This is a genomic window from Psychrobacter sp. PP-21, assembly GCF_033790785.1.
In the GTDB taxonomy this organism is placed as follows: domain Bacteria; phylum Pseudomonadota; class Gammaproteobacteria; order Pseudomonadales; family Moraxellaceae; genus Psychrobacter.
Genome location: NZ_JAMYEB010000007.1, coordinates 62,578 through 84,944, shown reverse-complemented (window position 1 = coordinate 84,944; position 22,367 = coordinate 62,578). Strand labels below are relative to the sequence as shown.

Below are 22,367 nucleotides of genomic sequence, written 5' to 3'. Positions count from 1 at the left end.
ATATGGAATGGCTTGCACCCAGTTAACGCCAGTAGCGCAGCTTTGCTAGCGTAAATAAGAAAGCCACAAACATACCTAAGTAGTAGACAAGCTTGAGCTCAAGCGTGGGATCACGATATTTGAAAGGTAGTGCAACAGTGGCTGTTGCAGTCGGCAGTATCAGTAGCATAAGTAGCCAGTTTTCAATAACATTTAGCCAGCCCTGTAGGTCGGTACCATGACGTAATGACGCTAGCCCCATCAAGAGGCAAGCTATGATCAAGCTGGTAAACAAGCCATTTGGTAAGTCTTTAGGATAGATAATATTAGCAATACTGGCTGGTACGATTCGCATATAAAATTCCAGCCACACTTATAGAATATGGCTTAATGATTAAAAAAGTATAAAAGACAGCTTATAAGGGTTTTGCAACGCAATATCTAGAGGCAATCGCCACTGTAGCCTGTTCAGCTATAAGTACCCATCAACCATAGCATCGATACACAAGCCGTCAACCAGCCAAGTGTTAATGCGTTTCTGGTCTCAATATGCATACCTTTGACTTTGTTCAATACCCGCGAGCCAACCCAAAAAAACAACGGTATGCCCAATACAAAGGTAGGTACAATCACAGCAGCATGACGTAGTACTGTATCTACATCATCACCAATCATCAGACGAAAACCATAACCTGCCAGACTCAAGACAAGTGCAAACGTAGCCAAGCCAATGGTAATGCCTTTTGGCACTAAGCTACGTCTCGGAAGATCGTTTTGAACTGGCAGCTCACTGCCTGTTGCTGAATTAGGCGATGTTGATGACTTAACGGGTCTTTGCGTGTCCATATCTCACCTTTGCATGGTTTGTCGTTACCATTATACAGCCTATCTTAGGCTACTTAACTGACTTTATTCGTTGCCGTTGGCCAGTGCTAGCTCTGCGCGCATGGCATCAATCGCTTCTTTATAATCTGGCTGATTAAATATCGCAGAACCCGCGACAAACATGTCTGCACCTGCTTCAGCAACCGCACGGATGTTGTTGGCTTTGATACCGCCGTCCACCTCTAGTCGGATATCGCGACCACTGGTGATGATACGTTGACGTACCTGACGTACCTTATCTAGGGTGCTATCGATAAATGACTGTCCACCATATCCAGGATTCACGCTCATCAATAAAATCTGATCTACTTTATCCATGACATAATCAAGATAATGTAGCGGTGTTGCTGGGTTCAATACCAGACCACACTCAGCACCGCCGTCTTTGATCAGTTGCAGCGATCGATCGATATGAGCGCTGGCTTCTGGATGAAAGGTGATGATACTAGCACCTGCCTCCAAAAACTGCTCAATCATGCTATCAACAGGCGAGACCATCAGATGCACATCAATTGGCGCTTCCACACCATAGTCTCGTAGCGCTTTACAAATCATGCTGCCAAACGTCAAGTTGGGTACGTAATGATTGTCCATCACATCAAAATGAATCACATCGGCACCCGACTCTAATACACGCTCGACCTCTTCACCCAAACGTGCAAAGTCAGCTGAGAGTATCGATGGGGCAATAAGATAAGGTTTAGCAGGACTGATCATAGTAGGGCTACCTAATTTGTGTTTATATCAAATGTAAATCAATTAAAAAAATCGTATTAATGGGCTTGTTGTTACTCTATACCTTTCGCATACTCAGTTAATCAGCGCGGCTTGTATTGTGTCTTGCAATAGGCACGGCCCACGTCAAAAGATCGCTTTGCCTCATGCTTGGTAGCGCGATTACTCACTCGCTGACGCCATAGACGAAAAGACGATGGCTTGAGCTCTTGACGCATAAGCTTGATAACGCCTGTTTCATCGAGACCATAGCTATGCTCTATCGCACCGAATGGTGTTCTATCTTCCCACGCCATCTCTATCACACGCGATATTTGTGTCTCATCAAGTACTCTATCGCCTGCATCATTGAGCGTTTTTGCGATCAGCTCATCTGACTTATCCTGAGTCACTTGATCATCATTACTGGGCTGTTTATGTTTTAGGGCAGCATCCATATCGGCCTGCATTATTGCCTTTGTAGCGTCAGTATCTACTGACTTTTCTTGTCCATTGGAAGCTGTCAAATCTTGATAACTTGCCATAAAAATCACCTTTTGAGCATAAATGAGAGAGCAAAAAACGTATCACGTTAGCTGGTATGGCACCTTAGCTCAATTGCGCCATATGCCAGTGATGTTCGATATGATCATTGATCACTGTCTGAATAAAATAATAGCTGTGGTCATGCCCCGCCTGATAACGTAATGTTAAGGGCTGTTTGGCTTTTGCACAAGCCTCTTGTAGTTTGGAAGTCTGCAGCTGTTCTTCCTCTAAAAAATTATCAGCCGCGCCTTGGTCAACCAAGATACTTGCATACTGCTGACCGACCTTTTCAATCATCTGTGCCGCATCTGCTTGAGACCATAGAGCCTTATTATCACCGAAATATTCTGTATAAGCCGCCTGTCCCCATGCAGACTCGCTAGCGGCACATACTGGCGATAAGGCGGATACACTGACAAACTTGCTCGGATACTTAAATCCCAATAGCAGCGCGCCATGACCACCCATAGAGTGCCCTGTGACACCAATGCTGTCTATTGGGAACTCTGAGCGTAATAAGTCATATAGCTCATCGACGATATAGCTTTGCATATTAAAGTTGTCTGACCACGGCGCTTGGGTCGCATCAACATAGTAGCTTGCGCCCTGCCCGACAAAATAGCGCTCGTCGTTTGGCACCTCAATATCATCACTACTGCGAGGTGAGGTGTCGGGTGCAATCAGTATCATACCAAGCTCACTGCATTTCTGCTGAAAGTGCGCTTTGTGAGTGACGTTATCGGCATTGCACGTCAGTCCTGATAAGTACAGTATGGCAGGACAACGTCGCCCAGCCAATGCTTCATCAGGTAAATAAATACTAAACGTCATCGCCGTTTTGGTCGATGTCGACTCGTGGCTATAATAATGCTGCTCACCGTTAAAGCAACGATTCACACTTTTTTGGGTCATCTGCTTGTTGTTGGACAAACTACGACTATAAGCATTGTGCATGAGTGATATCCTTTTTATTCAAAATAAAACTAACGGTGATAGATAGCGATGATAAATAATAAACGCTCGTGATTTGATATTATATTTGCAAGATTTTGAGTTGCGCTGTATCTGTATTTAATCGCTCTATTAACTTCATTTACGGACTGGTTGGCACACTATCAGGTACAGTATCAATAGTAACAGAAGCCGCGTTACTCGTGATACTAGCAACTGATGGACGTGCTTTATCAAACAATACTTGCTCAAACGCCGGTAGTGCCGTCTCCATCAAACTACCAATCACCATTTGTGGTTCTGATGGCTCAAATCCCATATAAAGCTCACGCTCTTGTACACGGTATGCTGCATCTTTAAAAGCAGATTCAAAGCTGCTGTTTTCACGTAGACTCTCAGCAAAAAAAGCTTGACCAAAATAAGTCATCTCAGCTGTATTGGTACAGCCAAACGATGCCTTGTTAGTGGCTGAGGCCGTAATCACTACGGTAGTCGGCGATGCCAACTCATCGATGAACGACCCCGAATAGCACGCAGATATCACAATCACACGCCAGCGAATACCTGATGCGTCGAGTGTCTCGCGTAACCATGTGGCATCTAGATTGTCCATCGCGAGTGGCGGATTTTCTAATTGAACAATATCTTCGTTGCCATGTGACGACAGTGTCAAGAACAATACATCTTCATCAGCGTTCATTTGCTGACCGATCTTCTTCAACCCACGTGCAATACTGGTTTTGGTAGCGATTGGCTCGTCCAGCCAACTGTAGGTATTGTTGATCAAAGACAGTGAGTGCCCACTGGTACCAAAACGTACATCGAACAGCTCACGTACTTTATTAATTTCAGAACGAAAGACGTTCTGACCAGAGAACCCAGCCACACCCATAAAGTACCAGTCCGTTTTGCCATCGATACTCGGGTCAATACTGCTTAGCGCCTGCTGCAATAGACGCGGCTGCTCATATAATGCCGCCTCTTCTAATACGGGCTCTACTGGGATTTGCTTAAAAATAGGCTGGTCAGCGACATTACGTTGCCAGATAGTCAGTAACGCTACCGCACCTACCAGTATGATAATGCGCTCCCACCACGGTATACGCAAACGACGAGAAAAAATCCATAATAAAGCAAGCGTCTGCCATAGGAACAATACCAAAAATAGTACAGGTAAAAAGGAATAACTCCACTCAGGCAACCAACCATAGCTACCAGAAAACTGTACTAAGCTTTGTAACAAAGCGGATAGCGTATCAGCAACCAACCATAGTACGACTGGCACGAATACTAGCGATTGGTTGCTCGCGCGCCTTGCTAAAATAATACCGCTGAGCAAAATAATCATTGGCCAAATCAAATAACTGACCAATCCTTGCTCATTAAATATGCTACCACTTTCAGCAGCCAACCACGAAAACAAAACATTACTACTGAGTGCCAATATAGCGAATACAGCAAACTGTATAAACGTAGGCTTGACCCAAGAAAATGCTCGCGTTGAGCCCACTAGCATCCACAAGGTTGCAATAATATTGGCAGCAAAGTTGAGCGAAAAACGCTGGAGCGATACGGTTTTTAACGACGTAAGTGACAAAGACGTAGACCTCTAGCCAGCCGAGAAAAATAAAATGACCCAATGATAACTATTCTAGTGTAGCTGCCGTCTTACGCAATCGTCTTACGATTCTGTTACGGCTCTAGACATCGATTTATATTGAATTCACGATGGAATATTTACAGAAGACGACTAGCACTGCCTAATAGTCTAGCTCGCTAATCTATCGCGATTGTAACGGATTGTCGGTCAAGACGATAAGCATGATTTGTAAAACTCGCCTAAATCTAGAGATCACCGAAACATGACCATGAATACTAATAAAAAAAGGAGGCCTTGCTAACAAGGCCTCCCTTTACACTAACGACCAGATACTATCTCATCAACAGCTCGTTAACGCGCTTTAGATAAGCAGCTGGATCTTCTAACTGACCGCCATCTGCTAACAAGGCTTGATCAAAGATCACTTGCGCCAAATCATCAAACTGCTTGCTACCTTCTAACTTTTTGATGAGCGGATGATCAGGGTTGACCTCAAGGGTTGGCTTGCTCGCTGGTACGTCTTGACCCATTTGCTGTAGCATCTGAATCATTTGTGGTGACAGCTCACCTTCTCCAACGACTAAGCATGCTGGGCTATCAACCAAACGCGTTGATACTTTGACGTCTTTAGCCCGCTCACCTAGCGCAGTTTTAAGCTTATCAACAACAGGCTTTAACGTTTCTTCTGCTTTCTCTGCTTCGGCTTTTTCAGCTTCGTCCTGCAAGTCACCCAAATCTACCGCACCTTTGGCGATGTTTTGTAGCGGTGTCTCGTCAAATGACGTCAAGAAGTTCATCGCCCATTCGTCGACACGGCCAGTCATCAAGATAACTTCGATGCCTTTTTTCTTAAACAGCTCAAGTTGTGGGCTGTTTTTTGCTGCTGCTAAATTATCAGCGGTGAGGTAGTAGATGGCTTTTTGCCCATCTTTCATGCGAGCTTTGTAATCTTCAAAGCTGGTCTCAAGGCCATCTTGCGTGCTGGTTGCATAACGCAATAGCTTGGCGATACGTTCTTGGTTACCTGCGTCCTCGCCTAGACCTTCTTTGATCACATCACCGAACTCTGCATAGAACTTAGCAAATTTCTCTTGCTTATCACTGTCTTCGCTATTGGCAAGGCTTGCGAGCAAGGTTAAGATACGACGTGCGTTACCATCACGGATAGATTTTACATCACGTGACTCCTGTAGTAGCTCACGGCTCACATTCAAAGGTAGGTCTGCTGAATCGATAACCCCTTTCACAAAACGCAAGTACATTGGTAACAGTTGCTCAGCTTCATCCATGATAAAGACACGCTTCACATAGAGCTTGAGACCATGCTGCTGCTCACGAGTATATAAATCTGCTGGCGCTTTTTCAGGGATATACAGTAGCTGCGTGTATTGTACTCGGCCCTCTACACGGTTATGCGTCCAAGCAAGTGGATCAGTCATGTCATAAGAGATGTTCTTATAAAAGTCGACATACTCATCGTCTTCGATCTCAGAGCTTGAGCGCGTCCATAATGCACTGGCCTTGTTGATGGTTTCCCACTCATCAGTAAGTACCATCTCGCCGCCAGCAGGCACCTGATCATCAGAGCTGTCATTTTCGTCTTCTTTTACATCTTCTTGCCAGATTTCTTTACGCATCTGAATCGGTAGACTGATATGATCAGAATACTTGTTTACAAGACGCTTAATCTTACCGCGGTCTAGGTAGTTATCTTCGCCCTCGCTATATTCTTCTTTTAGATGCAAGGTAATCGCCGTACCGCGCGTGTCTTTATTAATAGTCTCAACAGTAAAGCTGCCTGTACCGTCAGATACCCAGCGTACGCCTTTATCCGCAGGCTCGCCCGCTTTGCGTGATTCAACACTGATGGTGTCTGCTACGATAAAGCCTGAATAAAAACCAACACCAAACTGACCGATCAGTTGACCATCTTGTTTTTGTGACTCAGATAGTTTGTCCAAAAATGCCTTGGTGCCTGATTTGGCAATCGTACCTAAGTTTTCGATAGCATCCGTTTCGTTCATACCAATACCGTTATCGGTAAAGGTAATGGTTTTCGCGGCTTCATCAACAGCAATGCGGATTTTCAGCTCGCCGTCATCTTCATAAAGGCTGTCATCATTGGTCGCTTCAAAACGCAATTTGTCACAAGCGTCGGATGCATTAGAGACGAGCTCACGGACAAAAATATCCGCATTAGAATATAATGAATGCGTTACCAAGTGCAGTAGTTGCGCCACTTCTGCTTCAAACGTATGTTTTTTTAATTCTGGATTCAGACCTTCAGCTTGGGTTGCTTCACTCATAAAAACTCCTTTAAATTCTATGAAAGACCTATTATCAAATAACTGACTATAGCTGTTCTAACAATGCTCACAGTTTACCGTGTGCATTACCGTTAGACTGTCTATACTAATAGGGGCAGCAAAAAAAAATTCAAGCACAGAAGGCTTATTCAATAAAAAACACCGCCTATATTTATCAAGGCGGTGTTCTGCTTATTTATCAAAACGCTGTTTAAGAACTATCTGCTCACGCAAGTGCCCATATGTATACACAAGTCGTGTAGATACAAGTCACTATTCTGAATAAGCTTCTATCAATAAGTCCCAAATCGTCGTTAGTTTTTTTGAAAACTGAATATGCGTGTTCATAGCACCCTCCCTGTCGATTAATATCGTTTTCTTGGATACTATTAAAACGGGTTTTCAATTATTTGTATAATTAATTGATTGTATATTATCGTTTCGTTTTACAAATTATATAGTCCCTATCTTTGACAAAAGATGAGCTTGTACTGGTGCTTTTATTTGTAAACCGGCTACACAGTTATCTAAAAAATTATCTAACGGTTAGCGCGGTATCGGACGGATAGTGAGTATTTGCTCGCTGCGACCAAAAGGCCCATACACATCGTGTAATACTGCACTGGTAAGACCAATACCATCATCACCGTATTGCTGTACTGCCTCGATACCCAACCAGCGTCCTTTGGGTTCTCGATGCATGTGTATTTGTAAGTCAGTATTAGGGAACATCCATTCTAGTTTAGACAGTCCAAGCCCCAACCTAGGGACAACACCATTAGCAGTATCCACCATACCCAATAGATGTACCACATCATCGGTTGGCGTATCTTCTACCATTTGCACATCATTAGTGATCCATACCATCCCGCGCCCAGGACGACGATCTTCTGTAGTCACTAGCCGTACGCTTTCGATAAAGCCACCTGGCCAGCCTTTCATCTCGTCCCAAACGGGCAAATCCTCAGGCTGATGCACTGAAGCTTGATCCTCTAGTCCTGCTATTTCACTGGTGTCTTGAGTCAGGAGTCGCCACGCTCGTGCGATGATAGCATCACGACCACGACTGCTCATTACTGCCTCTATCAACTCAATGGTTTTGCCCGGTCGAATACAGCGAGTGGTAATGGTAAAGTCATCAAGCGGTATCAAGCCCAATATATCCAGACTTACGCGAGCTATGCGAGTATTGGGCTGCGGTGCAAAACCTTTGAGCTCAGCAGTTAGGAGCCCTGTCGCTGGCGCCATGTGTTGCTCATGCTCATTCCAGGCACCTTGTGCATGCTCGGTTGGCTGATAGTGTGCCACACTGGTACCATTTTCTTGTTGTTCACGTTTGATAAATTTGTAATAAGCAGTCATAGCTATCCTATATTTAACACTTTCTTGTAAAACTTTTATTTATGGGTCAGCTCTTGTTTTCTTAACAAAAGAATACCGCGAGCTTTTTGTATAAAGAACAATAAACAGATCATAACGACTGCGAGTGCCGCATAAAAAAAGCTCTTTTCTGCCATGAATTTTATAATATTCATGAATAGTACAAACACTACCGCAACCGTCACGAGCATGTTGAGCTTTAATTGCTTATTGACGTCAGCGAGCGTGGCTTCTGCCAATACAAATTTGCCTTTGGGTTCTTTCATGCGGCCTTATCCATATCAATAATATTTCACGCAAATACTTGTTGTTTACCGACTGACTATTTACCAACTTGGGTAACAGGAATGCGCAAGGCTTTTGGCAAACTAAACGTTACGTTTTCCTCGATACCGGATAGCTCACTAGGAAGATCGCCACCCCAGTCTTGCAGCTGCTGCAGCACTTCTTGAATGAGCACCTCTGGCGCTGATGCACCAGCAGTAACACCGATACTCTGCACACCATCTAACCAACTGCGATTCATCTCGCTGGCATTATCGATTAAGTAAGCACGGCAATTCATACGCTCAGCCAACTCACGCAAACGATTGGAATTTGAAGAATTTGGTGAGCCAACCACGAGTACAACCTCGCAGCGACTGGCAAGATCTTTTACCGCATCTTGGCGGTTTTGCGTGGCATAACATATATCGTCTTTTCGGGGTCCTTGGATACTTGGGAACTTGTCACGCAGCGCATCAATAACGCGAGCAGTGTCATCCATCGATAGCGTCGTTTGAGTGACAAATGCCAAGCGTTTGGCATCTTGTACGGTTAAAGCTGCAACGTCGCTTTCATCTTCGACAAGATGGATCTGCCCACCATTTTTTGCATTGAACCTGCCCATAGTGCCTTCTACTTCTGGGTGTCCAGCGTGTCCTATCAAAACCGCATCCATGCCATCTTGGGCAAACTTGGCCACTTCAATATGTACCTTTGTCACCAAGGGGCAAGTCGCGTCAAATACAGTGATGTCACGGCGACCTGCTTCATCTTCCACCGCTTTAGAGACCCCATGCGCAGAGAAAATAACCACCGCACCATCTGGCACTTCGTGAAGCTCTTCGACGAATACTGCGCCCCGATTGGCTAAATCTGATACGACAAATTTATTATGTACGACTTCATGACGGACATAGATGGGCGGCTCAAAACGGGTCAACGCTTCGTTAACAATCGCGATCGCACGGTCTACACCAGCACAAAACCCACGAGGATTGGCAAGATAAATTTGCATAAGAAGGCCTATCATTGGATAATTTATATGTAAAGCTTATGCATCAAAGCTTTCATTCAAAAGTTGGGGCAATTTCAATACTCTACTTTAGCATAATTTGCTTTTATTGCCCTCAAAAATAGCAGTACACTCATCGCAATATTTTAGTTATAAATATCGACATACTGATCGCATATTGCAAAACTCGCTTTCACTCACACAAAAGCCGTTTATAATGAGACAACTATTATGATTTATATCGCCATACATGATGGCGGTTTTTCTTTTTTCCAGCCTTTTCTGCTGACTGGAATATTTTTAGTCTGTGATTAGCACACTTTTTTATTTTATTAACACATTCCATTTGTTAGCACATATTTTATTGGGACAAATTGTATGACAGGTTCATTATTTATTATTACTGCCGCTTCGGGTACAGGCAAAACCTCACTGGTGAAGCAACTACTGGCGACCACTAACGACTTAACCGTCAGTATCTCGCACACGACTCGCAGCCCGCGCCCAGGCGAGATTGATGGACATCACTATCATTTCACAGATGTGGATAGCTTCGTAAAAGCTATTGGCGAAAATAAATTTTTAGAGCATGCAGAAGTATTCGGAAACTACTATGGCACCTCAGAGCAGAGCGTACGCTCCCAGCTTGCGGCAGGTATCGATGTGGTCTTGGAGATTGACTGGCAAGGCGCCACCCAAGTCAAAAAAATATTCCCTGATGCGACGACTGTTTTTATTTTGCCGCCTAGTATTGATACCTTGCGTCAGCGCCTATCAACTCGCGCACAAGATACCAGCGAAGTTATAGAACGACGTCTGGCTGGTGCTGTTCATGAAATGGCACAGTACGTCAATTCTGATTTTGTGATTATTAATGATAATTTTGAAGTGGCTTTGGCTGAGCTAAAAGCACTTATTATCGCTGATAGGCAAACGCTTGCTCGTCAGCAGCAGCGTTATCATCGTACGATTAGCAACTTGCTAAACAAGCCTGCAGCGGAGTAAACTTAGCATCAGCGACTAAAGCTGCTTGTCCAATAAGATGATATAAAAAGCAACTACGCAGCTTAGCAAAAAATGCTATAATATGTAGCTATCCCCCTTTATGTATTTGATATTATTTTTATTGAGTGGCGGTCAAAGTCCGTGACTAATAAAAACAACCGAGGTAGCTATTTATGGCACGAGTAACGATTGAAGATTGTTTGGATAATGTTGATAATCGCTTTGAGCTAATTTTGGTCGCAAGCAAGCGTGCCCGTCAATTGGCAAAGGGTATTTCTGAGCCATTGGTAGATGTTGACAATGACAAGCCTACCGTACTGGCGCTACGTGAAATTGCCGCTGGCAAAATCACCCGTGATATTCTAAATCAGCCAGAGCATAACTTTGCTACTAGCTCATTAGATTTAGCGTTGTCAGGCGATCATAGCTTTTAGGATTGTAGCTTCTAAATAAGACAGCTATATATCTTGATCAGCAATAGAGACCACAGCATAGGCTGTGGTTTTTTGGTTGTGACTCTATTGTATTCGCGATTTTGATAACCATTTATCTTCTAAAATAGACCACTAAGTGAAAAATTTTGGATTTTTATCTTGCCTACTCGCTTATCAGTTGACATTGAATGCAATTTGCGATTAATTAGAGAATGGCCTACTCTTATTTACGATTCATACGGTAGGTCGATATTTCATCATCATTTGCTTCGAGAAATGGTCAAATAAGTAGGTAATGGAAAATAGGATTGTTATTTTATGAGTCAAACCCTACCCAAACTCAGTCATCATCTCGTTGATGATGCTCAATATAACCTGCTACGTTCAGTAGGTTATCTCACTGCCGCTGAGCGCCGTGACATTATTGATGCCTGTGAGTTCGGTGATATTGCGCATATCAAAGACAAGCGTAAATCAGGGGAACCTTATATCACTCACCCCATCGCAGTGGCTGAGATATTGGCAGGCTTTCGCTTAGATAGAGACACCATCATCGCCGCGATCTTGCATGACACGGTCGAAGATACTGACGTGAGTGACGAACAGATCGAGCAGCGCTACGGCAAGATAGTAGCGAGACTGGTCGATGGCGTGACCAAGCTCAAATCATCCTCTCACAACAAGCAACAAAATAAAGCGGCCACTTTTCACAAAATCTTGACCGCGACGCTTGCTGACCCACGTGTACTGATTATCAAGCTTGCTGATCGCTTACATAATATGTCTACGCTTGATGCGGTACGCCCTGAAAAGCAGCGCACGACCGCACAAGAAACCTTGGACTTTTATGTCCCATTTGCACGATTGATGGGTCTTAATGATATTGCCGACTATATCGAGGTGCTGTGCTACCGTAACCTTGATTCTGGTATGTATAACAAACTGTCTGATAAGCTCTTACAGCATGGACTTGGACGTAATTTTCAAAGAGAAGCCATTCACCGCTATTTAAGTATCGTCCTCAACAACTTAGACCTTAACGGGCTGGTCAAAGTTTTGGACAATCGTGTGGTGATATATCGTCAGTTTTTCCGCAACCGCGGTGAGATCAATACCCTACTACGTCATTATGCGTTTGAAATTGTCCTCGACAATATCGAAGCCTGTGACAAGCTGGCTTATTATTTGATTAAAAAGTATCAAATCGACGATACGCACATTGCTGATAATATTCGTAGGCCGCTACCGGGTGGTAATCAATCGCTTACGCTTATCTATGAGCGCGATAACGATGTCGTCAAGGTCACTATCTTGACCAAGCAAATGCAAAGCGCAGCAAGGCTTGGTGTTATTGGTGCAGAGCACGCCTCCGACGTCAGCCAGTCGGTTATCCAAGCTTCTTTACGTAATATGAAAGACTTGGTCGATGAAGACAGCTTGAACGAAAACAGTCCCAATTTCTCAGCAGCGGTCTCCACTATCAATGACTTAATGGACTATCTACATTCTAGTAAGATCATTTGTTATAGTCCAAAAGGCCGAGCTTACGAGCTATCACAAGGTGCAACCGCACTTGATTTTGCTTATGCCGTTGGGCCTATGATCGGTAACGTCGCTGTTGGTGCAAACATCGACGGTAAACCTGCAAAACTCGGTACGGTGGTAAAAAACGGACAAGCGGTTGAAATCGAAGTCAACAGCCATTCTGAACCAAAAGCAGAGTGGCTAGGGTTTGTGGTTACCAATAAAGCACGCGAAGAGATTTTACGTTGGTTCAAGGACTTGTCTGCCGCTGACAAACAGCACCACGGTCGTCAAGCGTTAGATCGTGCCCTCAAAACCTATCAAAAAACACTCGATGATTTGACAGACAATGACTGGAAAGATTTGACGGAATGGCGCGGACTAGCCGAAAAGAACGCTCTATTTGAACAAATCAGCTCTGGCACACTACTGCCGCAACTGGTCGTTACTCGTCTGTTTAGTGACGAAGTGAGCAGCCTGCAAGCTCAAGCGCACCACGATGATATGACTCAGCCACAGCAGTTGATTGCCAATGCATCTGGGGTTGAACTTGATTTTGCCAACTGCTGCCATCCGATTTATGGTGACCCGATCGTTGGGCATTTATCACGCCACGGTTTGGTGGTTCATAGACACAAGTGCTTCTCACTTGATGACATTCGTAAAGACAACCCCTATCAGGTTATCCAGCTACGGTGGCGCAATGACACTACTATAATGCAGGGTGATACGGATGATAACGATATACAAAATAGCGGCAAAATCCGTTTTCCTGCTTACCTAAAACTCTCTATCGCGCTTAGTGATGAGCAAATCAGTGAAGTCATTTACCATTTACGTCAATTGAATATGGGTGTTGAAACCGTTGACGTACGTAATAGCGATACTATTGTCCATATCATTGTACGCAGTCGCAACCACTTGGCTCAAGGCATTCGCGAGCTGCGCTCATTACTCGGCTTCCCTAACATCATGCGCTTATATCAATTATAATAGTCATGTCTATTTATCGATACTATCTGTTAGATACTCGTTAGAGAGACATGAAAACCTAACATTGAGACTTTAGCATTTTCTAAAATAATCATACGTAATGCTACTGAGCTTTTAGCAGCAAACCCATAAAATATTCAAAGGACATCATATGACTCGTCAAACCATCCAAACAGACAACGCACCTGCAGCGGTAGGTACTTATTCACAAGCGGTCAAAGTCGGTAACACTGTTTATATCTCAGGTCAGCTTGGTTTTGACCCTGAAACTATGGAATTGAGAGAAGGCTTTAAGGCACAGGCGGAGCAAGTATTTGAGAACATCAAAGCGATCTGTGAAGCGGCTGGCGGTAGTTTAAATGACGTGGTTAAATTCAACGTCTCTTTGACTGACTTAAGTGATTTTGCGGTTTTGAATGACGTGTTTGTTGCCAACTTAAGCGAGCCTTACCCTGCCCGCGCTGCTGTACAGGTCGCTGCCCTACCAAAAGGTGGTGTGGTCGAAATCGAGTCTATCCTATATATTGACTAATACTGGATATCAAACAGTACTCAATATTAAACAGTGCTGATATAGACTCTACTTAATTAGCACGCTATAAATCGTTCTATAATAAGCTTAGCATCATGCTAAGCTTATTAGTCTCTGCCTTTTATCCCCCATTAACCTGATGATATTGCGAAGCCGTTTATGTTGGTCCAAGTTGCTCTACCCGTACCCCTTTATCGGGTGTTTGACTACAGCCTACCAGCAGATATGCTTGCGTCACCAGACGGTTTGATACCGCAAATCGGTAGCCGCGTTGAAGTATCATTTGGTCGTCAGACCTTGATTGGCATCGTCATTGCCCATGTCTCTGAGGACAGAAGCAGTGTACCGGTTAGCAAAATCAAGGCTATCAATAAGTGTTTGGATACGGAGTCTATTCTAGATCCTAGTATGCTCAAGCTGGCCTATTGGCTTGCGCGCTACTATCACTATCCGCTTGGTGACGTATTAGCTGTCATTTTGCCAAGTCTCGTGCGTCAAGGTAAGCCGCTAGATTTGCTGATTACCCATTGGCGAATTTTGCCGCATATCACTGATGATGACTTTCATGCCAATGCTAAAAAACAAAAACAGCAGTTTGATATGCTCAAGCTACATGGTCAGCATGGGGCAAGTGAAGACGTATTGCTATTAGAAGGTATGCAGCGGGCATTTTTAAAGACGCTAGAAGACAAGGGACTTATCGAGCGCTATATTCAACCAAAAAAGCCCCCCTCTCCTGTTAAATTAGCCAAGATGCCACTTGATCTAAATGACGAGCAAAAACTTGCCGTCGATGCCATTGTTGCAGCCCATGAGTCTGAGACTTATACTGGGTTTTTGTTGAATGGTATTACCGGTAGCGGCAAAACTGAAGTCTACCTACAAGCGATGCAAGCAGTATTAGAAGCAGGCAAGCAAGTGCTTATTTTGGTGCCTGAGATTGGACTCACACCGCAGACACGTGCACGGTTTGCCAGTCGCTTTGCCGCTCATATTGTTTTATTACATTCAGGTATGACCAATACGCATCGTCTCCAAGGTTGGCAAGATTGCCGCACAGGTCATGCACAAATCATTATCGGTACGCGATCAGCGGTGCTATATCCATTTGCAGCGCTGGGGCTTATTGTTGTTGATGAAGCACATGATGGCTCGTACAAGCAGCAAGACACTTTGCGCTATCATGCTGCTGATGTTGCTCTCTATCGCGGCCTACAAAACAGAATTCCAGTCATACTCGGTACAGCGACGCCCTCTCTTGAGCATCTGAAACTGGTTGATGACGGTAAGCTGACAGAGTATCAGTTACTCACTCGTCCTGGTAATGCCAAGCCTGCAACCATGCAACTGATCGATGCGCGCCTGCAAAGCACGCATCAGCAAGCCCAAGATGATGGTGCGCGCTATGATACAGGACTGACAGACGCCATGATTGGTGCCATCAAACAAACGCTAGAAGCGGGTGATCAGGTACTGATATTTTTGAATCGCCGCGGCTATGCTCCTGTGTTGTTATGTGAGGCTTGTGGTTGGCAGGCAGACTGCCCTCGCTGTGATGCACATCTAACCGTCCATTATAATAGTCAGTCTCAGTACAGTAGCTATGCAGCTAGCTCTTATCTAAAGTGCCACCACTGTGATTGGCAAGCTTATATTCCAACGACGTGCCCTGATTGCGGCAGTCAAAACCTAGATGCTAAAGGTATGGGTACGACAAGGCTGAGCGAAAACCTACATGCCATATTTGCTAACCCTCAAACCAGTAAAGAGCTCTATCCGATTATCCAAATCGATCGTGATACCACAAGGCGCAAAGACAGCTGGGAGAATATCTACGAGCAAATAAACCAAGGTAACCCTGCCATATTGGTCGGGACACAAATGGTCGCCAAAGGTCATCATTTCCCTAATGTCACCCTAGTTTGCTTACCGAATGCTGATCGCGGATTTCTATCAGCAGACTTTCGCTCGCCTGAGCATACCGCACAGCTTATGATACAAGTGGCAGGGCGTGCTGGTCGTGGTGACAAAGCTGGTCGCGTCTTGATTCAGACCTTGCAACCTGACAATGAGCTTTTATTAAAGCTGGTAAAAGATGGTTATCTATCATTTGCTCGTGAGCTATTACAAGAGCGCAGAATGATGGGGCTACCTCCTCACAGTCATGCCGCACTGATACGCTGTGAAGGCAAAACTCTGGCGGCCACTACTCAAGCCCTCAAAGATGCCATTGCGCATCTGCCCAGTGCACATAATCTTGCTGTTCTTGGTCCCATTGATGCGCCAATGAGTAAAAAAAACAGTCGCTATCATGCACAGCTATTGCTTTTGGCTAAGGACCGACAGCAGCTGCACCACGTATTGAACCAGTGGTGGCAGCCTGTACTTACACTACCGAGTGTAAAATACCTTAAATTAACGTTAGATATCGATCCTGTCGGCTGGTAACCTCAAACATTATGGTGTTGTTGATTTATCAAGCAGCATCGTAGTGCTTCTCTTTATCTACATTGTTTTTCTGCCTTCTGCACTGTGTTTACGTCGTCGTAACAGATTATGATAGGTAGCTATGTTAAATTTATAATAGTTGTTAAACGGTCTGCGATAGAAACCCTACACCTGCTTGATCTACAGTTGATACTGTTCACTTAACCTAAATACTAGTTAATTTGAGTGCTGCTATGAGTCAGAATAGTCCTGAAGTGCATAATCACAATGACGATGAAAATCACGACAACAATGACCACCATCAGCATCGTCACGACCATGATTCCCGCTTAGAGCAAAGACCAACATCGCAAGATACCAAAGGCTATCAGCGCACCTTACTGTTTAGCTTTGTTATCATTACTGGCTATATGTTCATCGAAGCTATTGGTGGCTGGCTCACTGGGAGCTTGGCGCTTCTATCTGATGCAGGTCATATGCTGAGTGATGCGATAGCACTTGGCGCGACTCTCATAGCATTCAAAATCGGTGAAAAAGCAGCCACCCATCAAAAAACTTTTGGCTATAAACGTTTTGAGATATTGGTCGCTACCTTTAATGGCGCCACCCTCGTTATTATTGCCTTGATGATTTTTTACGAGGCAATCAAACGCTTTAACTCACCGCCAGAAATTGCAACCCAAGGCATGCTGATCATAGCTACCATAGGGATGTTGATTAATATTTTAGTTGCATGGCTGATGCATCGCGGCAACCATGGTGAAGCGTCACATGGGCACAGCCACGAGAGCAATGATGCCAATGTTACAGATGCCACAGATACCAAAATTACAGATACCAAGGCAAAACCAGCTGATCATAAAAAACCAGTCAATCTCAATATGCAAAGTGCGTATCTGCATGTATTGAGCGATTTATTAGGTTCTGTCGCTGCCATTATTGCAGCGCTACTAATGATGGGTTTTGGATGGGTGTGGGCAGATGCCGCAGCATCCATAATCGTCGCTCTCCTTATATTAGTTAGTGGTTACCGCGTCGTACGTGACTCTGTACATATATTGATGGAGGGCACTCCTGCCAATATCTCACTAGTCGATGTCGAACAAAAACTACTTACACATCCTCAAGTACAAAAAGTACACGACTTACACGTCTGGAGCATTACTAGTGGCTTAAATGCTTTATCTTGCCATGTCGTGGTCGATGGAGAAATGAGCATTCACGAGTCGAGCATCTTGATTGCTAGTCTTGAGACAAACTTATCGACACTTGGTATTCATCATGCGACTATTCAAGTAGAGAGCTCGTCACATCCACAAAACAGCTCACATAGTGAAGCACTCGTCTGCGATATATCTGGCCGATCACCTACTGGTAACAGTCATATTGGTCATAATCACTAACAGCATAACTTATTCACTTTCATTCAGATCTAATTCACTAAGTTAGGTCTGGTCTCTAATCTACTAGTCTCTATGCTACTGGTTTCGTCTGATCCAGCGACAACAAAAGCGCTGCAGGTGTAAAGTGAACCAAGTCCCTGATACTGCCACTGTCACTAGCCAAAGACTGATACCCACTATGAATAACGTCATCCTAATCCAAATATCTAAACAACCATTACAGATATTGGGTAGATAACCTCACCCCATATTTGACATCATCAGCAACCAAAACCCAACTGAGAGTATTAATCCCATGCAAAAGATGCTGATGGATATTTTGCTAATAGTATGTAATGGATTACGCCGCTTAGGAGACATAGCCAAGCCTGATAGGTACTTACGCATAAACAGCAGTCGCGATAATTTGCTTGATTAGGTAGTAATATTTATCGTTTTGTAAGATATTAAAAATAAAAACATATGAAGCAATAAAAAGTACATCTCACTTAAATTTCCAACCAGCCTACGCTTCTATTAAGCTGGTGTTTCTATAAAATTTGACTCTATGATTGTAATGGCATGTTAAAAGCGATGAAAAACTCTGTCTTGCAACCATATTTTTGATATAAATTCTGTATACTTAAGACTGAAAACCTTATTCACGATCAATTGATGATACAACATTATGTCTAGACGCTCAGCACCCTTTGTCGCCCCAGACTATATCGATGATCCCACGTCAAAAGACGGCAAAAAACACGCCAAAGTTTTGTTATCGACGTTGCAAGAAGACATTGCCAATTTTCGTCATGAGCAGTTTCCGCCTGATATTTTGCGGCAGATTCGTGACATGCCTATCTATGAAGGTAATTTAGCCGAGGTACAAGCTTATCAGCAGCGCTGGCAAAACCTACTTGAACGCGCCAAGGATTTTTATCCCGCAGCCAATATGCCACCTGATTATCTACCGCTACCAGCCAGCCTTGAGATACCGCAGTTTATCTATCATGTTCAGCGCCTTCATTTAACCAAAACGCGTGCCAAAGAGTCCAAAAGCTTTGGCTCAGTCGGTGCACTTACAGATAAGTGTGGACCCTATACTGATGATGAAGTTGCCCGCATGACAGCGGTGCTAGATAACGACGATGAAGCACGTTTAGTCGCTCATCGTGAATTTATCGATCTGCGTGCTTATGTTTTTTGCCGCGACAGTAAAGGTGAGATGTTAGAGCCTGAACGCGTACGTTTTTATCGTACTGGTCTTATCGTCCATGCCCTGCCTGATTTTAAGATTGTCGATAGTAGGCAAACACCACGTAAACGTCGCAATGATGCTTATAACAACCCGCTTGCAGACAATGGTGTGTGGAAAATTTACCGTAAAAAATAATAGTGTCGATAGTGTTTCGCGACTTATTGCCAACTACGCCCGTTTTAAATTGCTTATTTTGTCCTAATTTCTGAGGATTCCAGATGTTCGCTGCCGCCGCCGGCTCACCAAACTTAATGTTACAAGCCACTATCTTCTTAGGAGCAGCGCTGCTCTTTGTCCCCCTTGGTAAACGCTTTGGTATAGCTACGGTCTTAGGTTACCTCATCACAGGACTCATATTGGGTCCCAGTGGATTGGATGTGGCGGGTGATGCTGAGAGCTTGTTGCACTTTTCAGAGTTTGGCGTGGTCATGCTGTTGTTCATTATCGGACTCGAGCTGCAACCTTCACGGCTTTGGGCACTACGCCGCTCTATATTTGTCCTTGGTGGTCTACAGGTTGGGCTGACTGGTACGTTGTTGATGGGACTGTTGCATCACTTTTTCTCATTACAGCTAGATACTGCCTTTATCGTTGGTTTTGGTTTAGCGCTCTCTTCTACTGCATTTGTACTGCAAATACTGACTGAAAAACAGCAACTATCAAGCACCCATGGCCGAGAAGCCTTTACTATTCTATTGTTCCAAGATATCGCCGTTATCCCATTATTAGCAGTGATTCCGTTTTTGTCAGGGGTGCGTGAACAGAGCTACGATTTGCTTTATTTTGGCAAAGTATTCGCGGTGTTTGCTGGTCTTATTTTTGCCAGTCGCTATGTCGTTCGACCTTTCTTTAAATTTGTAGCATCAAGTGGTGCAACAGAGTTGCTCACAGCGGTCGCATTATTTATCGTTATGGGTGTGTCTATCTTGATGGGGCAGATTGGTCTATCAATGGCGCTAGGTGCATTCTTGACAGGTGTACTGCTGGCTGACTCTGAATATCGTCACGAGTTAGAAGCCAGTATCGAACCTTTTAAAGGTTTACTATTGGGTCTATTTTTCATGTCGGTCGGTATGTTGACTGACGTCAAACTTATTTTGGCCAAGCCCATATTTATCATTGGCTGTGCGCTTGCCTTGATGTTTATCAAATTTGCCGTGATTGCAGCTATCGCAAAAATATCAGGCAACCGCTGGCCCACCAGTATCAGATTGGGTGTGACTCTCGCCCAAGGCGGTGAATTTGCTTTTGTATTATTCAGCGTTGCCACGGCCCAAAATGTCTTACGTCCTGAGCTGGCCAATACCTTAAATCTTGTAGTAACCATCTCGATGGCACTCACTCCGCTGGCGTTTTTGTTATTAGAAAAAATAGGTGAGCCATTATTTGCTAAAAGCAAACCTAGCCGCGAATACGACACCATCCCTGATCATGAGCACCAAGTGATTATTGCAGGCTTTGGCCGAGTCGGTCAGATTATTGGTCGTGTACTTCGTATGCATAATATCGAATTTACCGCCATTGAACGCTCTGCAAACCGAGTCGATTTTGTACGAAAATTCGGTAACCAGGTCTATTATGGTGATCCAAAAAACCCTGAGATTTTACGAGCCGCAGGTATTCAAAAAGCGCGTGTATTTATTTTGGCAATCGATGATTTGGAGCGCTCTATCACCACCGCCCAATATTTACGCAAGAACTACCCTGAGTTGATTATATTGGCAAGAGCGCGCGATCGTCAGCACTACTACCGCTTACGCGAAGTGGGTGTGCGTCACATTTGGCGTGAGACTTATCTGTCATCTCTTGATATGTCACGTGAGTCACTGCAACTGCTCGGCATCTCTCCCGAAAAAGCACGAGAAACCGTAAGAACGTTCCGTGATTATGATGATGACTTGATTGAGCGTCAGCAAGCGATCTATGATGACGAAGCCAGTATGATTGAGTCAGCACAATCGGCGATGGCAGAACTTGAGAGCTTGTTTGATGAAGATATTGGCAAGGCGCGTAAAATGGATCTGACAGATTTTTACGAGGCATTAAAGAGTCAAGCGACACCAGTTGATAAACCAGACGATATCGCAACTGACTCTAAATAGTAGGGATGTTCAATTCCTAGTCAGACGTACAGCTTTTGGGGGCTTGTTTCTTGTTCAGTGAACTGGTGCAGCCCCAATTATCGCTGTCTGGGACATGATAAAAGACCAATGTCTGCTCGTTCAGGTAACGTATGGGAAACCTTACGTTTTGAATCGTCGCCGTCACTGCACAGTCGGTCTCCAGCACACCAGCAGCCCGATTATCGACACTCATGCGCACTTGTTGATCGTCAGTACTCAGCGGCAGACCTATTGGACATTGCCCTGTCTGCTGATAAATCAGTGCCACGCGGTTCTGGGCAGTTTTGGCAATGTCGTAAGCCTCAAATAGCACCTCATTCTCTTTTGGCTTGGCAATAATAGGCAAAAACTGTACTTTGATTACCAGCAATGCAAAGGCGAAAAAACCGAACCCCAATGCTAAGCCAAATAAACTAACCCCGCCCTCTTTTTTTAAATGCGCTTTTTGTGCAGCTTCGTCTCGCGGATGGTCATTAATCGCATCAGCGATCTCACGCCGCGCCATTCGGTAATAATATGCATCTGTCCAGCGCGCCACCATTGCAGACCAGAACAGCCAGATAACGGCTGCAATGCCAATACGGGTAACCATTTGATAAGCATCTGGTACGTAGGACATCGCTACAAATTCGAATGCAACGAGCACGATAGCCACATTGAGCTGAATGAACGACCACCCTGCCACACTATAGACAATCGCATCCATGTAGCGTTTACGGTATAACAACCAAGGAAAAGTGATAAAGAACGCAGCCCAATGCCATTTTGGTGATAGGTACCCTTGCTGATCGAACTGCTCAAAACGTTTGAGATAATAGCGCTGAGTGCGACTGCCGATGTACCATCTGTCTAACTGCTTACGTTTAGCAGGTGTCAATGAATCTTGGTAAAACGGTGGCGGTGAATCCGTCTCAATAAATAGCATAACGATACGCTCTACTTATTCTAAAAAATTATCTATCAACGATAGCTCTATAATAACGCCAAAACCCACGTATAAGATAGAAAAACTGGATAACCAAACAGCGAAC

19 protein-coding genes are annotated in these 22,367 nt (G+C 44.3%); 8 read left to right on the top strand and 11 right to left on the bottom strand.

All coding sequences use genetic code 11. The features are described 5' to 3' along the window. Nucleotides 1–22: 22 nt before the first annotated feature. The 10 genes from NJD71_RS08025 to ispH form a co-directional block, all read right to left on the bottom strand. Nucleotides 23–334: a hypothetical protein gene (locus NJD71_RS08025; RefSeq protein WP_319051448.1), complete on the bottom strand. Its 312-nt coding sequence runs from the start codon at nt 332–334 to the stop codon at nt 23–25. 113 nt (nt 335–447) lie between these two features. Next, entirely contained in the window at nt 448–825 is a 378-nt protein-coding gene (locus tag NJD71_RS08020; protein ID WP_319051447.1) for a hypothetical protein, read from the bottom strand. A 63-nt stretch (nt 826–888) separates the two neighbouring features. Next, the gene (gene rpe / locus NJD71_RS08015) at nt 889–1,581 is read right to left on the bottom strand and encodes a ribulose-phosphate 3-epimerase (RefSeq protein ID WP_319051446.1); all 693 of its coding nucleotides are present in this window, start codon (nt 1,579–1,581) and stop codon (nt 889–891) included. Between the two features lie 101 nt (nt 1,582–1,682). Further along, a complete protein-coding gene (locus NJD71_RS08010; protein ID WP_442967663.1) occupies nt 1,683–1,964 on the bottom strand; it encodes a TIGR03643 family protein in 282 nt (93 codons plus the stop codon). A gap of 223 nt (nt 1,965–2,187) precedes the next feature. Continuing rightward, nucleotides 2,188–3,078, bottom strand: a complete 891-nt coding sequence (gene fghA, locus NJD71_RS08005) for an S-formylglutathione hydrolase (RefSeq protein WP_319051445.1) — start codon at nt 3,076–3,078, stop codon at nt 2,188–2,190. A gap of 139 nt (nt 3,079–3,217) precedes the next feature. After that, nucleotides 3,218–4,672 carry a C13 family peptidase gene (locus tag NJD71_RS08000; protein WP_319051443.1) on the bottom strand — a complete coding sequence of 485 codons (1,455 nt, stop codon included), beginning with the start codon at nt 4,670–4,672 and terminating at the stop codon, nt 3,218–3,220. Between the two features lie 335 nt (nt 4,673–5,007). Continuing rightward, nucleotides 5,008–6,981 carry a molecular chaperone HtpG gene (gene htpG / locus NJD71_RS07995; RefSeq protein WP_319051442.1) on the bottom strand — a complete coding sequence of 658 codons (1,974 nt, stop codon included), beginning with the start codon at nt 6,979–6,981 and terminating at the stop codon, nt 5,008–5,010. Between the two features lie 546 nt (nt 6,982–7,527). Next, on the bottom strand, nt 7,528–8,343 hold the full coding sequence (locus NJD71_RS07990; protein ID WP_319051441.1) for a thioesterase family protein: 816 nt from the start codon (nt 8,341–8,343) through the stop codon (nt 7,528–7,530). A 35-nt stretch (nt 8,344–8,378) separates the two neighbouring features. Then, a complete protein-coding gene (locus NJD71_RS07985) occupies nt 8,379–8,627 on the bottom strand; it encodes a hypothetical protein (RefSeq protein WP_319051440.1) in 249 nt (82 codons plus the stop codon). Between the two features lie 56 nt (nt 8,628–8,683). Beyond that, nucleotides 8,684–9,640 (bottom strand): 4-hydroxy-3-methylbut-2-enyl diphosphate reductase, encoded by a 957-nt coding sequence (gene ispH / locus NJD71_RS07980; RefSeq protein ID WP_319051438.1) that lies wholly within the window; start codon nt 9,638–9,640, stop codon nt 8,684–8,686. A gap of 375 nt (nt 9,641–10,015) precedes the next feature. Here ispH and gmk point away from each other — a divergent pair, with 375 nt between their 5' ends. The 8 genes from gmk (at nt 10,016) to NJD71_RS07940 (ending at nt 21,315) form a co-directional block, all read left to right on the top strand. Continuing rightward, entirely contained in the window at nt 10,016–10,642 is a 627-nt protein-coding gene (gmk, locus tag NJD71_RS07975) for a guanylate kinase (protein ID WP_319051437.1), read from the top strand. 173 nt (nt 10,643–10,815) lie between these two features. Next, nucleotides 10,816–11,076: a DNA-directed RNA polymerase subunit omega gene (gene rpoZ / locus NJD71_RS07970; protein ID WP_319051436.1), complete on the top strand. Its 261-nt coding sequence runs from the start codon at nt 10,816–10,818 to the stop codon at nt 11,074–11,076. Between the two features lie 318 nt (nt 11,077–11,394). Continuing rightward, complete coding sequence (locus NJD71_RS07965; RefSeq protein ID WP_319051435.1) at nt 11,395–13,593, top strand: RelA/SpoT family protein; 2,199 nt, start codon at nt 11,395–11,397, stop codon at nt 13,591–13,593. A gap of 151 nt (nt 13,594–13,744) precedes the next feature. Next, nucleotides 13,745–14,125 (top strand): RidA family protein, encoded by a 381-nt coding sequence (locus NJD71_RS07960; RefSeq protein WP_319051434.1) that lies wholly within the window; start codon nt 13,745–13,747, stop codon nt 14,123–14,125. A gap of 159 nt (nt 14,126–14,284) precedes the next feature. Next, complete coding sequence (locus tag NJD71_RS07955; RefSeq protein ID WP_319051433.1) at nt 14,285–16,573, top strand: primosomal protein N'; 2,289 nt, start codon at nt 14,285–14,287, stop codon at nt 16,571–16,573. 233 nt (nt 16,574–16,806) lie between these two features. Then, on the top strand, nt 16,807–17,976 hold the full coding sequence (locus tag NJD71_RS07950; RefSeq protein ID WP_319051432.1) for a cation diffusion facilitator family transporter: 1,170 nt from the start codon (nt 16,807–16,809) through the stop codon (nt 17,974–17,976). Nucleotides 17,977–18,643: 667 nt separating this feature from the next. Next, the gene (locus NJD71_RS07945; RefSeq protein ID WP_319051431.1) at nt 18,644–19,348 is read left to right on the top strand and encodes a hypothetical protein; all 705 of its coding nucleotides are present in this window, start codon (nt 18,644–18,646) and stop codon (nt 19,346–19,348) included. An 83-nt stretch (nt 19,349–19,431) separates the two neighbouring features. Beyond that, entirely contained in the window at nt 19,432–21,315 is a 1,884-nt protein-coding gene (locus tag NJD71_RS07940) for a monovalent cation:proton antiporter-2 (CPA2) family protein (RefSeq protein ID WP_319051430.1), read from the top strand. A 16-nt stretch (nt 21,316–21,331) separates the two neighbouring features. Here the strand turns inward: NJD71_RS07940 and NJD71_RS07935 are convergent, their stop codons facing one another. Beyond that, the gene (locus NJD71_RS07935; protein ID WP_319051428.1) at nt 21,332–22,261 is read right to left on the bottom strand and encodes a pilin; all 930 of its coding nucleotides are present in this window, start codon (nt 22,259–22,261) and stop codon (nt 21,332–21,334) included. Between the last annotated feature and the right edge of the window lie 106 nt (nt 22,262–22,367).

Bases quoted from the DNA above. Each gene is read 5' to 3' on its own strand.
- NJD71_RS08025 (WP_319051448.1), bottom strand. From the start codon at position 334: ATGCGAATCGTACCAGCCAGTATTGCTAATATTATCTATCCTAAAGAC.
- NJD71_RS08020 (WP_319051447.1), bottom strand. From the start codon at position 825: ATGGACACGCAAAGACCCGTTAAGTCATCAACATCGCCTAATTCAGCA.
- rpe (WP_319051446.1), bottom strand. From the start codon at position 1,581: ATGATCAGTCCTGCTAAACCTTATCTTATTGCCCCATCGATACTCTCA.
- fghA (WP_319051445.1), bottom strand. From the start codon at position 3,078: ATGCACAATGCTTATAGTCGTAGTTTGTCCAACAACAAGCAGATGACC.
- htpG (WP_319051442.1), bottom strand. From the start codon at position 6,981: ATGAGTGAAGCAACCCAAGCTGAAGGTCTGAATCCAGAATTAAAAAAA.
- NJD71_RS07990 (WP_319051441.1), bottom strand. From the start codon at position 8,343: ATGACTGCTTATTACAAATTTATCAAACGTGAACAACAAGAAAATGGT.
- NJD71_RS07985 (WP_319051440.1), bottom strand. From the start codon at position 8,627: ATGAAAGAACCCAAAGGCAAATTTGTATTGGCAGAAGCCACGCTCGCT.
- ispH (WP_319051438.1), bottom strand. From the start codon at position 9,640: ATGCAAATTTATCTTGCCAATCCTCGTGGGTTTTGTGCTGGTGTAGAC.
- gmk (WP_319051437.1), top strand. From the start codon at position 10,016: ATGACAGGTTCATTATTTATTATTACTGCCGCTTCGGGTACAGGCAAA.
- rpoZ (WP_319051436.1), top strand. From the start codon at position 10,816: ATGGCACGAGTAACGATTGAAGATTGTTTGGATAATGTTGATAATCGC.
- NJD71_RS07965 (WP_319051435.1), top strand. From the start codon at position 11,395: ATGAGTCAAACCCTACCCAAACTCAGTCATCATCTCGTTGATGATGCT.
- NJD71_RS07960 (WP_319051434.1), top strand. From the start codon at position 13,745: ATGACTCGTCAAACCATCCAAACAGACAACGCACCTGCAGCGGTAGGT.
- NJD71_RS07955 (WP_319051433.1), top strand. From the start codon at position 14,285: ATGTTGGTCCAAGTTGCTCTACCCGTACCCCTTTATCGGGTGTTTGAC.
- NJD71_RS07950 (WP_319051432.1), top strand. From the start codon at position 16,807: ATGAGTCAGAATAGTCCTGAAGTGCATAATCACAATGACGATGAAAAT.
- NJD71_RS07945 (WP_319051431.1), top strand. From the start codon at position 18,644: ATGTCTAGACGCTCAGCACCCTTTGTCGCCCCAGACTATATCGATGAT.
- NJD71_RS07940 (WP_319051430.1), top strand. From the start codon at position 19,432: ATGTTCGCTGCCGCCGCCGGCTCACCAAACTTAATGTTACAAGCCACT.
- NJD71_RS07935 (WP_319051428.1), bottom strand. From the start codon at position 22,261: ATGCTATTTATTGAGACGGATTCACCGCCACCGTTTTACCAAGATTCA.